General features: G+C 62.9%; 12 protein-coding genes and 1 pseudogene. 6 read left to right on the top strand and 7 right to left on the bottom strand.

Annotated elements, in window-relative coordinates:
* Positions 1 to 15: 15 nt before the first annotated feature.
* From EAG14_RS16200 to EAG14_RS16210, 3 genes are all read right to left on the bottom strand, one after another.
* Positions 16 to 1,218, bottom strand: coding sequence for an ABC transporter substrate-binding protein (locus EAG14_RS16200; protein ID WP_121729496.1), 1,203 nt, complete (start codon positions 1,216 to 1,218; stop codon positions 16 to 18).
* 76 nt (positions 1,219 to 1,294) lie between these two features.
* Positions 1,295 to 2,026 carry an ABC transporter ATP-binding protein gene (locus tag EAG14_RS16205; protein WP_121729497.1) on the bottom strand — a complete coding sequence of 244 codons (732 nt, stop codon included), beginning with the start codon at positions 2,024 to 2,026 and terminating at the stop codon, positions 1,295 to 1,297.
* Between the two features lie 166 nt (positions 2,027 to 2,192).
* Positions 2,193 to 2,963 carry an ABC transporter ATP-binding protein gene (locus EAG14_RS16210; protein WP_099740283.1) on the bottom strand — a complete coding sequence of 257 codons (771 nt, stop codon included), beginning with the start codon at positions 2,961 to 2,963 and terminating at the stop codon, positions 2,193 to 2,195.
* Positions 2,964 to 3,306: 343 nt separating this feature from the next.
* On the opposite strand from EAG14_RS16210, the gene EAG14_RS16215 reads away from it, so the two are divergent.
* A complete protein-coding gene (locus EAG14_RS16215; protein WP_121729498.1) occupies positions 3,307 to 5,127 on the top strand; it encodes an ABC transporter transmembrane domain-containing protein in 1,821 nt (606 codons plus the stop codon).
* A 47-nt stretch (positions 5,128 to 5,174) separates the two neighbouring features.
* Entirely contained in the window at positions 5,175 to 5,675 is a 501-nt protein-coding gene (locus EAG14_RS16220; protein ID WP_099658222.1) for a tRNA (cytidine(34)-2'-O)-methyltransferase, read from the top strand.
* On the opposite strand, the gene EAG14_RS16225 is transcribed toward EAG14_RS16220, so the two are convergent.
* Complete coding sequence (locus EAG14_RS16225) at positions 5,672 to 6,634, bottom strand: LysR family transcriptional regulator (protein WP_371414367.1); 963 nt, start codon at positions 6,632 to 6,634, stop codon at positions 5,672 to 5,674. The two genes, EAG14_RS16220 and EAG14_RS16225, sit on opposite strands and share 4 nt — an antisense overlap.
* A gap of 229 nt (positions 6,635 to 6,863) precedes the next feature.
* Here EAG14_RS16225 and EAG14_RS16230 point away from each other — a divergent pair, with 229 nt between their 5' ends.
* Complete coding sequence (locus tag EAG14_RS16230) at positions 6,864 to 7,178, top strand: DUF4148 domain-containing protein (RefSeq protein WP_099740279.1); 315 nt, start codon at positions 6,864 to 6,866, stop codon at positions 7,176 to 7,178.
* A 212-nt stretch (positions 7,179 to 7,390) separates the two neighbouring features.
* On the opposite strand, the gene EAG14_RS16235 is transcribed toward EAG14_RS16230, so the two are convergent.
* The 3 genes from EAG14_RS16235 to EAG14_RS16245 form a co-directional block, all read right to left on the bottom strand.
* A complete protein-coding gene (locus EAG14_RS16235; RefSeq protein ID WP_121729500.1) occupies positions 7,391 to 7,855 on the bottom strand; it encodes a MaoC family dehydratase in 465 nt (154 codons plus the stop codon).
* A 93-nt stretch (positions 7,856 to 7,948) separates the two neighbouring features.
* Positions 7,949 to 8,569, bottom strand: coding sequence for a ParA family protein (locus EAG14_RS16240; RefSeq protein ID WP_099658218.1), 621 nt, complete (start codon positions 8,567 to 8,569; stop codon positions 7,949 to 7,951).
* A 135-nt stretch (positions 8,570 to 8,704) separates the two neighbouring features.
* A complete protein-coding gene (locus EAG14_RS16245; RefSeq protein ID WP_099658217.1) occupies positions 8,705 to 9,343 on the bottom strand; it encodes a LysE family transporter in 639 nt (212 codons plus the stop codon).
* Positions 9,344 to 9,550: 207 nt separating this feature from the next.
* On the opposite strand from EAG14_RS16245, the gene kefC reads away from it, so the two are divergent.
* The 3 genes and pseudogenes from kefC to EAG14_RS16260 all read left to right on the top strand — a co-directional run bounded on the left by kefC (position 9,551) and on the right by EAG14_RS16260 (position 13,715).
* Positions 9,551 to 11,458, top strand: coding sequence for a glutathione-regulated potassium-efflux system protein KefC (gene kefC, locus EAG14_RS16250; protein ID WP_121729501.1), 1,908 nt, complete (start codon positions 9,551 to 9,553; stop codon positions 11,456 to 11,458).
* A 98-nt stretch (positions 11,459 to 11,556) separates the two neighbouring features.
* Entirely contained in the window at positions 11,557 to 11,853 is a 297-nt protein-coding gene (locus EAG14_RS16255) for a YciI family protein (RefSeq protein WP_121729502.1), read from the top strand.
* Positions 11,854 to 12,577: 724 nt separating this feature from the next.
* Positions 12,578 to 13,715 (top strand): annotated as a pseudogene (locus tag EAG14_RS16260) (IS3 family transposase).
* The last annotated feature ends 372 nt before the right edge of the window (positions 13,716 to 14,087 follow it).

The raw sequence follows: 14,087 nt of genomic DNA on the forward strand, positions 1-14,087 counted from the left end.
TCCAGACGGACGCCATCACTTCCACAAAGCGCACTTGCTCTCGGCCTTGGTGGTGAACACGGCATCACCCGGCAGCTTTTTGATGAGCTTGTAGTAATCCCAAGGCTTGGTCGACTCAGATGGCTTCTTCACCTCCATCAGGTACATGTCGTGCACATAGCGGCCATCGGCACGCAATTGGCCAGAGCCAAAGAAGTCGTTCATCTTCATGCCCCGCCAGGTGGTCATCACCTTGTCGGCATCCGCACTCTTGGCGGCTTCCACGGCCTTGAGGTAATTCATGGTGGCCGAGTAATCGGCCGCCTGGATTTCAGTGGGCATGCGCTTGGTTTTCTCAAAAAAGCGGGCCGAGAACTTGCGTGTTTCCTCGTTCAAATCCCAGTACCAGCTGGTGGTGAACTGCAGGCCCTCGGTGTTGCGCAAACCCAGGCTGTGCACGTCGCTGATGAAGATCAGCAAGCCCGCCAGCTTCATGGTCTTGCCAATGCCAAACTCCTTGGCCGCCTTGATGGAATTGATGGTGTCGCCCCCGGCGTTGGCCAGGCCCAGAATCTGCGCCTTGGAGTTTTGCGCCTGCAGCAGGAACGAAGAGAAATCAGACGCATTGAGAGGGTGGCGCACAGCCCCCACCACCGAGCCGCCCTTGGCCTTCACCACAGTGCTGGTGTCTGCCTCCAGTGCATGACCAAAGGCGTAGTCGGCCGTCAAGAAGTACCAGCTCTTGCCACCACCATCCACAATGGCAGAGCCCGTGCCTTTGGCCAGGGCCACAGTGTCATACGCATAGTGCACGGTATAGGGCGTGCACTGGTCGTTGGTCAATGCCGAGCTGGCGGCGCCGTTGTTGATGTACACGCGCTTTTTCTCTGCGGCCACCTTGGCAATCGCCAAAGCCGTGCCCGAGTTGGTGCCTCCAAACACCATCGTGAGCCCCTGGGTGTCAATCCACTCGCGGGCCTTGGATGCAGCAATGTCGGCCTTGTTCTGGTGGTCGGCACTCATCAGCTCAATGGGCATGCCCAGCACCTTGCCACCAAAATCATCGATAGCCATCTGAATGGCCAGCGCTCCGTTCTTGCCTTCTACGTCGGCATACAGGCTGGACATGTCGGTGATGAAGCCGATCTTCACCGTCTCCTGCGCCTGTGCCGCTGGGGCAGCCAGCCCTGCAGCGCCCAATACCAAAGCCAGTGCGGTAGCCAGTTTGCTCTTCTTCATGGTTTGTCTCCTGTGGGTATAGAGGGGTACGGTGTCACGAGATCGTTGACTCTGCAAAAAGCGGCGGCAGGGGGATTCAAACCCCAAGCAACTCGTTGAGCACGGGCATCTTGGCCTGCAGCTGGTCGGCCCCGAACTGCTCCACGATGCGCCCATGCTCCATGACATAAAAGCGGTCTGCCAGCGGTGCTGCAAAGCGGAAGTTCTGTTCCACCATCACCACCGTGTAGCCCTTTTGGCGCAGCGTGGTGATCATGCGGGCCAGGGCCTGCACGATGACAGGGGCCAGGCCCTCCGAGATTTCATCGAGCAACAGCAAATTGGCGCCCGTGCGCAGAATGCGGGCCACGGCCAGCATCTGCTGCTCGCCACCCGACAGGCGCGTGCCCTGGCTGTTGCGCCGCTCTGCCAGGTTGGGGAACATGGCGTAAATCTCGGGCACCGACATGCCCGGTGTGCCGGTCTTCAAAGCGGGCGGCAGCAGCAGGTTTTCCTCGCACGACAGGCTGGAGAAAATGCCCCGCTCTTCCGGGCAATAGCCCACGCCCAGGTGGGCAATGCGGTGGGTGGGCATGCCCACGGTCTCCACCCCATTGATCTTGACCGAGCCCTTGCGGGCCCCCGTGAGACCCATGATGGCGCGCATGGTGGTGGTGCGCCCTGCGCCATTGCGGCCCAGCAGCGTGACCACTTCGCCAGGCTGCACGACGATGTCCACGCCGTGGAGCACATGCGACTCACCGTACCAAGCTTCGAGGTTCTTGATTTCCAGCGCAGGCACGCCGTTGTTGTTTGAAGGATTAGCCATCTCAGTGGTCCATTGCGTTCCACGCTGCCTGTAGAAACCGGCGCGCACAAAGCCAGTGCCCCCGTGCAAGGGCCGCCCCGCCGCACTGGGGGCGTTCCCCTCCCGACTCGCGCAGCGGGTCGAGAGAGGGGGAAGGCGCGAAGCGACTCAGGGGGAGCTTCTTCATTCAATGCGCCCCTTGGAGTTGGCCATCTGTCGTGCCCATATAGGCCTCCATCACCTGCGGGTTGCTGGAGACCTCGGCATACGGCCCCTCTGCCAACACAGCGCCACGCTGCAACACCGTGATGCAGTCGGCAATGGTGGAGACCACCTTCATGTTGTGTTCCACCATCAAGATGGTGCGCCCGGCCGAGACCTTTTTGATGAGCTGCGTCACCCGGTCCACATCCTCGTGCCCCATGCCTTGTGTGGGCTCGTCCAGCAGCATGAGCTCGGGCTCCATCGACAGCGTGGTGGCGATCTCCAAAGCGCGCTTGCGGCCATAGGGCAGGTTCACGGTCACCTCGTCGGCCAGGTCATCCAGGCCTACCTCGGTCAGCAGTTGCATGGCGCGCTCGTCCAGCTGCTGCAGGCTGCGCTCGCTGCGCCAAAAGTGGAACGACGTGCCCAGCTTGCGCTGCAGGCCCAGGCGCACGTTCTCCAGCAGCGTGAGGTGAGGGAAAACCGCCGAAATCTGAAAGGAGCGAATCACCCCTCGGCGCGCAATTTGCGCAGGGGCCTCTGCCGTGATGTCGCGCCCGTTGAAGCGGATCACCCCGGAGGTGGGCACCAGAAACTTGGTGAGCAAATTGAAGCAAGTCGTCTTGCCCGCCCCGTTGGGACCGATGAGCGCATGGATAGAGCCCCGGCGCACCGCAAGGTTGACATTGCTGACGGCGGTAAAGCCTTTGAACTCTTTGGTCAGGCTCTGGGTTTCAAGGATCACATCGCTCATTGCGCCTGGGTCACTCCATGGTGCGGGATGAAAACTGACTTGCGCAAAGGCTGGCGTGAAGCCGCTTTGCTGTGGTGCATCGTATGCCCCGACCGTGGTTGGCAGATACTGGTACTAATGCCTATGTATTAATGCCTAGACACAGACCCTATGCCCTCACCCTCGCGCCCAGCGCACCCCGATCCACAGCGATGGGCAATGACACGCAGCGATACATAGCGACATGAATTGACATCTACCGATATCTGGCGACACCCGCGCAACACCTGATCGCCCTACCATGCGCCATCACGCGGGGCACACAGCCCCGCCCTTCACAGCCCCTCTGTCCATCCCATACCCCATGGCCACACCCACTGCCCCCGCTGGCAACGCACGCGGTGCACCGCGCTCGCTCACCGGGCTTGTGCCCTTTCTCAAGCCCTACCGTGCGCGCATTGCGTGGTCGCTGCTGTGCCTGGTGCTGGCCGCGCTGGCCACACTGGCATTTCCGCTGGCGTTGCGCGATTTGATCGACACAGGTCTGGTCGCGGGCGACCGCGCCAGCCAGGCCATGGAACTGCGCGGACACTTTGGTGCGCTGTTCTTGGTGGCCGTAGGGCTGGGTGTTTTTTCTGCCGCCCGGTTTTATGCCGTGAGCTGGCTGGGCGAGCGGGTGACGGCCGACCTGCGCCAGGCGGTGTACAGCCACGTGCTGCGCCAAAGCCCCCAGTTCTTTGAAAGCACCCAGACCGGCGAGGTGCTGTCGCGCCTCACGGCCGACACCACGCTGGTGCAAACCGTGGTGGGCTCGTCGCTGTCGATGGGACTGCGCAATGCCGTGATGGGCATTGGCGCGCTGGGCATGCTGGTGTGGACCAACCCCTATGTGATGTCGGTGGTGCTGCTGGCCGTGCTGCTGGTGGTGCTGCCCGCCATGTGGATTGGGCGGCGCGTGCGCAAGCTCTCGCGCGACAGCCAGGACCGCGTGGCCGACTCCAGCGCCATTGCGGCTGAGGTGCTCAACGCCATCCCGGTGGTGCAAAGCTACACCGCAGAGCAGCGCGAGTCCGCCCGCTTTGCGGGGGCGGCCGAAAGCGCTTTCTCCACCGCCGTGCAGCGCACCCGCGCACGCGCCGTGCTGGTGGCCTTCATCATCATTGCCAACGCAGCCCTGCTGCTGTGGGGCTTGTACCGTGGCACACAGGCGGTGCTGGCGGGCCAGATGACCGCCGGGCACCTGGGGCAAACCGTGGTGTACGTGATGCTGCTGGCAGGCGCCGTGGCCGTGCTGGGCGAGGTGTATGGCGACCTGCTGCGCGCCGCTGGAGCCACCGAGCGGCTGATGGAGCTGCTGGCCACCCAATCGCCTGTGGCAGAGCCCGCATCGCCCCTGCCGCTGCCGCACACCGGCCGGGGCCTGGCGGTGGACTTTGCCTCGGTGCAGTTTCGCTACCCGTCGCGCCCCGACCAGCCTGCGCTGGCCGATTTTTCACTCACCCTGGCACCCGGAGAAACGGTGGCCCTGGTAGGCGCCAGCGGCGCGGGCAAGACCACGGTGTTTCAGTTGCTGCAGCGTTTCTACGACGCGCAAGCTCCGCACGATGACGCGGCGCCGTCGGGCATTTTCCTCAACGGAGTGAACATCCGCGACCTGGCACTCACCACGCTGCGCAGCCACATTGCCACTGTGCCGCAAGACGCCGTGATCTTCGGCGCATCGGCGCTGGAGAACATCCGCTACGGCAAGCCAGATGCCACCCCAGAAGAAGTGAAGGCCGCCGCCCAGGCCGCTTTTGCCGACGACTTCATCATGGCCCTGCCCCAGGGCTACGACACCTTTTTGGGTGAGCGCGGCGTGCGCCTGTCGGGTGGGCAAAAGCAGCGCATTGCCATTGCCCGTGCCATTTTGAAGAACCCGCCCCTGCTGCTGCTGGACGAAGCCACCAGCGCACTCGATGCCGAGAGCGAGCGCATGGTGCAAGCCGCGCTGGACACCGCCATGCAGCGCCACACGGGGCAGCGCACCACCCTGGTCATTGCGCACCGGCTGGCCACGGTGCAAAACGCCGACCGCATCGTGGTGCTGGAGCACGGCCGCATCGTTGAGCAAGGCACCCACGCCAGCCTGTTGGCCGCCCAGGGCGTGTATGCCCAGCTGGCCAAGCTGCAGTTCACGGCCTGAAGGGTCAATGAGCTACGCGCCTGCAGTGAGGCAACGACAATAGCGGCATGTTTCACATTGTTCTTGTCGAGCCCGAAATCCCCCCCAACACCGGCAACGTGATCCGGTTGGCGGCCAACACCGGGTGCACGCTGCACCTGGTGGAGCCGCTGGGCTTTTCCATGGAAGACCGCCTCATGCGCCGCGCGGGGCTGGACTATCACGAGTACGCCCAGGTGCTCAAGCACCGCGACTGGGCCACGTTTTTGAGCGATGCCAAGCCCGATCCGGCCCGCATGTTCGCACTCACCACGCGGGGCACGCAGGGCGTGCACGACACGGCCTTTCAGCCCGGAGACTGGCTGGTGTTTGGCTCGGAAACCCGTGGCCTCGCGCCCGAACTGCGCGAGACCTTTGCCCCCAGCCAGCGCCTGCGCCTGACCATGGTGGCCGGGCAGCGCAGCCTCAACCTCTCCAACGCAGTGGCGGTGACGGTGTTTGAGGCCTGGAGGCAAAACCAGTTTGCGATGCCCCAGCCCCCCGCACCAGAGGTGGCCGCCGGAAGTTAAGCCGCCTCGCCAGCGGGCAGCCCGGGGTAGCTCTCGATCTGCTTGCGCATTGCCATGGACTTGCGCACCTGCTCGCTCAAAAAATCCAAAAACACCTTGGTGCGCGCAGGCAGCATGCGGCCAGAAGGCAGTGCGGCATACACGGTGTAGCGTGCGTAGATCCATCCCGGCAGCAACTGCACCAGTTCGCCCTGGGCCAGGTACTCGTGTGCCAGCAGGCGCGGCGCCACGGCCACACCCATGCCGTCCACCGCGGCGCGCATCAGCACCTCGGTGCTGATCGACTGCAGCACCACCGACGGCACGTCCAGCTCTTGCGGGGGCTGCAGCCCATCCACATGCGACAGCCGCAGTTTGCGGCCCAACCCTGGATGGGCCCGCGCTGCCATGCCCGAATCGCGCAAGTAGTCGTGCTGCAACAGGTCTTGGGGCTGCCCAGGCAACGGCAAGCCCTTGCGCGCCAGGTAGCCTGGGGCTGCCACCACGATGGATTCGCCCTTCATCAAGGGGCGGGCGACGATGTTGGCATCGAAGTTCTCGGCCGCCACCATGAAGGTCACATCAAACTCGTCCACCCGGCTGGAGGCATAGGCGTCGATGTCAATGTCCAGCATCAGCCGGGGGTGCAGCGCATGCCACTCGCTGAGCAGTGGTGCCAGGAAGTTGGTGGCCAGCACCGGCGACGCCACGATGCGGATGGTGCCGCGCAGGTCGCGCGTGCTGGCGGCCGCTGCCGCTTCGGCGTCTTCAATCTCATGCAGGATGCTGCGCACCCGTGCCAGGTAAGCGTCGCCCGCCTCGGTCAGGGCCAGCTTGCGCGTGGTGCGCTGCAGCAGCCGCGTGCCCAGGTGCTGCTCCAGGTCAGCCACCAGCCGCGTCACCACCGGGGGCGACAGTTCAAGCCACCGTGCGGCAGCGGCAAAGCCGCCTTCGTCCACAACGGCCTGGAAAACACGCATGGTCAGAAGCCTATCCATTTGGGAAATTATGTTTTAGCCAAAGGTTGGATTATTTCTGTTTTGCGAATTATTCATTGCCAAGGATGCTATTTTTCAAAGGGATAACCCTAGATAAAGTTCACCCCATCGATGAGCGACACCGCTACGGACACTCACCGAGGCAGGCCCCGCCGGCGCACTGTGCACCGGGGTGGGTCTGGAGAAAAGCCCAACTTTTGAAGGAATCCTCATGAACACGTACCGCACCCTCGCCGCCGTCACCCTCGCCCTGAGCGCCTTTGCAGCACAAGCCGACTCGGCCCTGCCCAGCGATGGCAACTGGAACAACTACCCCCTGAGCGCCCAAGCCAGCAGCACCCTGACCCGCGAAGCCGTGGTGGCCGAGCTGGTGGCCGCCCGCGCCGCAGGCACCCTGCCCCAAGACTCCGAGTGGTACAACGTGCCTGCGCCGCTGAACGTCAACGGCTCTGCATTGGCCCGCACCGATGCACGCAACGACGCCATGGCCGCAGCCAAGGCGGGCCGTACCTCCAGCGCTGAATAAGCGCCCAACGCACAACGCCAACGCCAACGCAGTCGAGGACCGGCGCAGCATTTGCCCACAAACGGTCCACACCACTGCACCAGCGTCAAAAAGGCCTGCCCGGGTTGCCTGGCAGGCCTTTTTACTGTGTGAGCGAGCGCTGCGGCCTTGGCCCGCAGGCCAACGCTCAACGGATTAACTGCTCAGCGGCCCAGTCGCCAAGACTAATGGCCTCAAGGCGCCGCGCCGTAGTTGCGCGCCAGCGATTCGGCCACGCACACAGGCTTGTCGCTGCCCTCGCGCTCCACCGTCACCAGCCAAGTCATCTGCATGCCATCCGGCTCTATGCGCTCGGCGGCCTGCAGCACCAAGCGGGCCCGCAAGCGGCTGCCCACCGGCACGGGCGCCGTAAAGCGCACGCGGTTGAGCCCGTAGTTCACGCCCATGCGGGCGCCTTCGATGGTGAGGCCCTGCTCAAAAAATTTCGGAATCAACGACAGCGTGAGAAAGCCGTGGGCAATGGGGGCACCAAACGGCCCGGCCTTGGCTCGCTCGGGGTCCACATGGATCCACTGGTGGTCGCCCGTGGCCTGGGCAAACAGGTTGACCTGCTCTTGCGTGATGGTGATCCAGTCGGTCACGGCCACTTCCTGGCCCACGCAAGCGCTGACTTCGGTGTAAGAGCGAAAGATTTTCATCGCCCCAATGTAGCGCTGGCCTTCTACGGCCCTTGTCTGCCACGCGACAGGAACGCAGAGCGGGCCTGCCCCCGTTCAGCGCTCCAAACTCTATCAGGCGTCCAGCCAGTTGCAAATGCCCTGCCACTGCTCCAGGTCGCGCGCCACGCGGGTGGTGCTGCCCACGTCAAACACCGTCAGCCCCTGGGCAGCCAGGTGCACATAGTTTTGGGTGTCGCGCACATAGCCCAACACCGGCAGGCCCAGGCCTTCCACAAAATGGTGCAGTTGCTCGGCCGAGCGGGTGCGCTCGTCAATGCGCATGCCCACAATGCCCACCTGCACACCCGCTGCATGGCGGTGCTCGCGCAGCTTGTCCAGAAACGCCTGGGTGGCGTAGATGTCAAAAATGCTGGGCTGCAGCGGCACGATGACCTTGTCAGCGATCTTCAGCACGTCTTTGAGGGCGCTGCCGTGCAGGCCGGCTGGCGTATCGAGCACCGCATGGGTGGTGCCCTTGGGCGGCTTGGCCAGCGCGTCGGCATCGGTATCCCAGCGGCCAATGGCGGCCACGTTGGCGGGGCGCAGGCTCAGCCACAGGTGGCCAGATTTTTGCGGGTCAATGTCCCCCAGCACGACCGGGTGCCCCCGGCTGGCGTAGTAACCCGCCACGTTGGTCGAGAGGGTGGACTTGCCCACACCGCCCTTGGGATTGGCAACAACAACCACTGGCATATCGATCTCCTTGTGACGGGATGCGAAAAATAAGAAAAAAATTCGATGCTAGCGCTTTATGGATAAGCGCTAGAAGCCACCAAATCAATAGCAAAAAGTACACCCAAGCCACTGATGGCAGGGGCCTCCCAGGCCTCAGGCGTGCTGCCCGCCGCGCTTGACGAAGAACAGCCCTGCGCCCACGGCCATCAGCAGGCCGCCAAACACCCGATTTTGCACACGCACAGCGCGGGCGCTGCGCATGAGGCGGCGCAACGCGCTGGCCCCGGCAGCGTAGCCATGCATCACCACCACGTCCACGGCCATGGTGGTCACGGCCATCACCAACAGCTGCGTCCACAGCGGGCGCGTGTCGGTCATGAACTGGGGCAACACCGCCACCATGAAGATGATGCCCTTGGGGTTGGTGGCGTTCGTCAAAAAGCCGGTCAGGCAGCGCTTGGTCCAAGGGCCTGCGGGTGCCGCCTCGTCGCCGTGGATGGGCGAGCGGTCGCCCGCACGCCACTGGCTCAGCCCCACCCAGATCAGGTAGCAGGCGCCGCCCACCTTCACCACGCTGAAGGCCACCTCAGACGCCAGCAGCAGCGAGCCCACCCCCGCCCCTGCGATCAGCAAAATCAGCAGCAAGCCCAGCTGCAGGCCCAAAATGGTGGCACTGGTCTTGCGCACCCCGAACGACAGGCCATGGCTCATCGACAACACCGCGCCAGAGCCCGGCGACACCGCAATCAGACAAGACGCCGCAAAAAAAGCCAGCCAGGTTTGCAAATCCATGGGGTGCACCGCAATGAGGGGGATGAAGGGGCTGCATCATAGCGCCAGTTGGTGCATCCAGACCAGGATCAAAATCCGCCTTGCAGCAAGCCAGCAAAGCGCGAAACGCTACTGAATAAATAGCAGAAAATCACCACACTGCGCAGATGCCAAAATTCTGCAGCACCCGCCCCTTCCACCCACACCACCGCCCCACCACCACGCCCCATGGAACACGCACCCACCTGGCTCACCTACGGCTTTCTGTACCTGAGCGCCGCCGTCCTTGCCGTGCCCCTGGCCAAGGCGCTGGGCCTGGGCTCCATCATTGGCTACCTGGCCGCAGGCATTGCCATCGGCCCCTGGGGGCTGGGGCTGGTGAGCAATGTGCAAGACATCCTGCACTTTGCCGAGTTTGGCGTGGTGCTCATGCTCTTTCTGGTGGGGCTGGAGCTGCAACCGAGTCGCCTGTGGGCGCTGCGCCGCCCCATTTTTGGCACCGGCACCGCCCAGGTGCTGGGCTGCGCGGCGGCGCTGTTTGCACTAGGCTGGCTGGCGGGGCTGCCCTGGCGCATCAGCCTGGTGGGCGCGCTGGGGCTGGCCCTGTCGTCCACCGCCATTGCGCTGCAGGTGCTGGCAGAGCGCAACCTCATGCGCACCAGCAGCGGGCAAGCGGGGTTTTCCATCCTGCTGTTCCAGGATGTGGCGGCCATCCCCATCCTGGCGATGCTGCCCATCCTGGGCGCAGCGGCGGGCGAAGGTGCAGGCCACACGCCCACCGATGTGGCGCTGGAGGCCCTCAAGATCGTCGGCGTGATCGGCGCCATCATCCTGGGCGGGCGCCTGCTGCTGCGCCCCCTGCTGCGCTGGATCGCCAAGAGCAAAACCCCTGAAATCTTCACCGCCGCCGCGCTGCTGCTGGTGGTGGGCATTGCCTACCTGATGGTGCTGGTGGGCCTGTCGATGGCGCTGGGCGCCTTCCTCGCCGGTGTGCTGCTGGCCGACAGCGAATACCGCCGCGAACTGGAGGCCGACATCGAGCCCTTCAAAGGCCTGCTGCTCGGGCTGTTCTTCATCGCCGTGGGCATGAGCATCGACTTTGGCGTCATCCTGCGCTCTCCAGCCCTCATGGCGGCCATCCTGGTCGGCTTCCTCGCGGCCAAGGCCGTCGTCATCTACACGCTGGCCAAGCTGGTCAACATCCCCTACCAAGAGCGCCCCGTGTTCACCCTGCTGCTGGCCCAGGGCGGCGAGTTTGCGTTTGTGGTGTTCCAAGCCGCCGCCGGTGCCAACGTGTTTCCGGCAGAAACCGCCTCGCTGCTCATCGGCGCCGTGGCGTTGTCCATGCTGATCAGCCCGCTGCTGCTGGTGCTGCTGGACCGCGTGCTGCTGCGCCGCTACGCCCGCCTCAAGATCACGCCCCAGGCCGAAGAAATCTCCGAGCCGCAAGAGGCGCCCATCATCATCGCGGGCTTCGGCCGCTACGGGCAGATCGTCTCGCGCGTGCTGCTGGCCGAGGGCATCCACACCACCGTGCTCGACCACAGCGTGGACATGCTGGAGGTGGCCCGCACCTTTGGCTACCGCGTGTTCTATGGCGACGCCACGCGGCTCGATCTGCTGCGCATCGCAGGCGCCGAGCGCGCCCGCATCCTGGTTGTGGCGGTGGACGACCCCGAGCAGTCCCTCAAAATCGCCAAGCTGGCGCGCGAACACTTCCCCCACCTGCAGATCGTGGCCCGCGCGCGCGACATCAGCCACTGGAACAAGCTGCGCGACCTGGGCGTGACGCTGGTGCAGCGTGAGCTGTTCGAGGCCAGCCTCAAAAGCGCCCATACCGTGCTGGAGCTGATGGGCCTCTCCGCCGCCGAGGCCACCACCTTCACCGACCGCTTTCGCAAACACAACATTGCCCTGGCCGACCGCATGTACCCGCACCACAAAGACCAGGCCAAATACATCGCCGTGGCCCGCGAAGGCCGCAGCCAACTGGCCGAGCAGATGGCCAAAGAGCGGCAGGAGAGCGCGGCGCTGCATGCATCAGGCGCGGCGTACCCGGGGTATGGCGGGGTGGAAGAGGCGGGGGAAAGCGGTGAGCCTGCCCATGCCAATCATTCAGACAAAAATAGGCTCTAGGGCGCATCTAAAAAGCGCTAGCAGCTATATTTTCAATAGCAAATCAACACCGCCTGGCTTGCCAAGCCGCAGCTGCTTCGCCTACCCACCAGCACCCCATGCTCTTTGCCGTGATCTTCACCGACAAGCCCGGCTGCAGCGATATCCGCGCCGCCCAACTCCCAGCGCACATTGCGTGGCTTGAGGCGCACAAAGACATCATCCCCGTGGGCGGCTCCTTGCGCGCCGAGCCCGGGGCGGTTCCGAAGGGCGGACTGTGGCTCGCAGAGGCCGAATCCAAAGTCCAGATCGAGGCTTTGCTCCAGACTGACCCATTTTTTACTGCAGGCCTGCGCCAACACTACGAGATCCTCCATTGGTCCAAAGCCAACGACGCGCGCAAGGTGCTGATCTGAGCGGGCCCGTGCAGAGGCGTTTCAACCCTTGTCATCGCATTGCGCCAACGCATCTTGGAACCGCGTTGGCTGCGCCTACGAGGCCTTCGGAGGTAGTCTTGGTCTCTGCGAGCCGCGGGGCAGGATTCGACCAGCAGCAGTCGATCGCGATAGAGGAAAGCGGACGTTAAAGTCGGAGTTGACAGGTGACCGGCAGGGAGATCCGGAGCGAAGCGAACGCTCCCCGACGGGCGTCCGTGTTGAAAGACCTGCTAGACCGAAGCCTCACGGAAGACCCTTCGCCCTAACGGGCACCTCAGCAGCCCGAGGCCCGAGCGGTACGTCTCTTCCCGCGCCAACACGCTGGCGGCGCAAGACCTCACCTCTGTGGAGAGACAGCAGCTCCAAAAACAGATCACGGAGAAGCGCCTCAGGTCGCAAAAGGCTACCTAGCGTTACATCGGGAGCACCCTTCAACGCGCGGTGAAGCCAGCGCGGAGCAACTTGGCCGGTTGTCCCCCACTCGTCGCACAACCAGCGCGCAACTTGCTGCTTTCCTGGAGAAAGCAGGTGCAAATTTTGGGACAGAAGTTGCAGCATGGAGTCACGTCTTGGCATTGCGGTCCAACCTGGCACATTTTGCGGAACCTACGAGTTAGGCAAACCCTTGCGGAGCATTTTGAACTGGACTTCACCCGGTTCAATAGACACCTATCAAGGTCGAAATTGAACTGGAGAGTGAGAAATGAAGAGAGTGCGATACCCGGCTGAGTTCAAGGCAGAAGCCGTCAAACAGGTGACCGAGCGTGGTCATGGGGTAGTGGATGTAGCCAAGCGATTGGGCATGTCGGACAAAAGCCTGTACCTGTGGGTGCGGCTTGCCAAAGAGCAATCGAGCGCAGGGGGGCAGAGACAAGCCAGCTCAAGGCCGAGGTATCCCGGCTCAAAGCGGAGCTCAAAAGGGCCAATGAGGAGCGCGACATCCTAAAAAAGGCCGCAACGTACTTTGCCAAGCTGTCCGGGTGAAGTACGCATTCATGGCCGAACATAAAGGCCAGTTCCGGCTCAGCAGCATGTGCCGCGTTCTGCGCGTACAGCGCAGTGGCTATTACGCTTGGAAGGCCAATCCAAAGTCCAAACGCGCCTTAGCCGACGATGTCTTGCTGGCAAGCATTCGGCAATCCTTTGACGACAGCCACGGGATTTATGGAAGCCCACGCATCCTGCGGGACTTGCGAGAGGACGGTATGGCGTGCGGTCAAAAACGTGTAGCACGCCTGATGCGCCAGGCCCAACTGCGCTCAGTGCGTGGTTACAAGCGGCCACGCTACCGAGTCGGTCTTCCTGCGACTGCCGCACCGAACCGGTTGCAACGTGAGTTCACGGTCACGCTACCGAACCAAGTGTGGGTCACCGACATTACCTATATCCGAACCCATGAGGGCTGGTTGTACCTAACGGCCGTAATTGACCTGTACTCGCGCATGGTGGTCGGCTGGGCGATGAACTCCAGCATGGCTACAGAGTTGGTGTTGGATGCGCTCACGATGGCAGTGTGGCGCAGGCGCCCAACGGGTCCAGTGATGATCCATTCCGACCAAGGAAGTCAGTTTGGCAGTGACGACTTCGCCCGCTGGTGCAAGGACAACCAATTGGTGCCAAGCATGAGCCGACGTGGAAACTGTTGGGACAACGCGGTAGCAGAGTCCTTCTTCAGCAGCTTGAAGAAGGAGAGAATCAAACGCCATATCTATGCCACCAGGCAAGACGCCAAGTCAGATGTGTTTGACTACATCGAAGGTTTTTACAATCGAATCCGTCGGCACAGTCACCTAGACCAACTGAGTCCGCTGGCATTCGAACAACTTCGAAACGGAAGTTGAAATATGTCTACGAAACCGGGTGAAGTCCAAACCTTATATCTTGCTCGGGTGGTTCTCGGATTTGGCTCGTGTTTTGCACCAGAAGCCAACGGGTAGTAAATCACCGGCAGCTTTGGAGTAGTTTTGTGCATTGGCGGCTTAGGACACCGCCCCCAAGGTTCAGCAAAGCCCCATTGCCCGCATAAAAGGGAGAAGTTGCACATGTATCGTATTCGCGGAGTTCAGCATTCCACTGCGCGAATAGATAGTGCGGCCGGATTCAGCATCTAGCACCTCAGCGTGATAGTCGCCCGCCTCCCAGCAAGTCACGCGGCCGCAGACGTTGAGTGAGTCCACATCAACGCGGGCTGAAGGATTGTCAGAAGGCACGGC

The sequence above is a fragment of the Acidovorax sp. 1608163 genome (genome assembly GCF_003669015.1).
Lineage (GTDB): Bacteria > Pseudomonadota > Gammaproteobacteria > Burkholderiales > Burkholderiaceae_C > Acidovorax.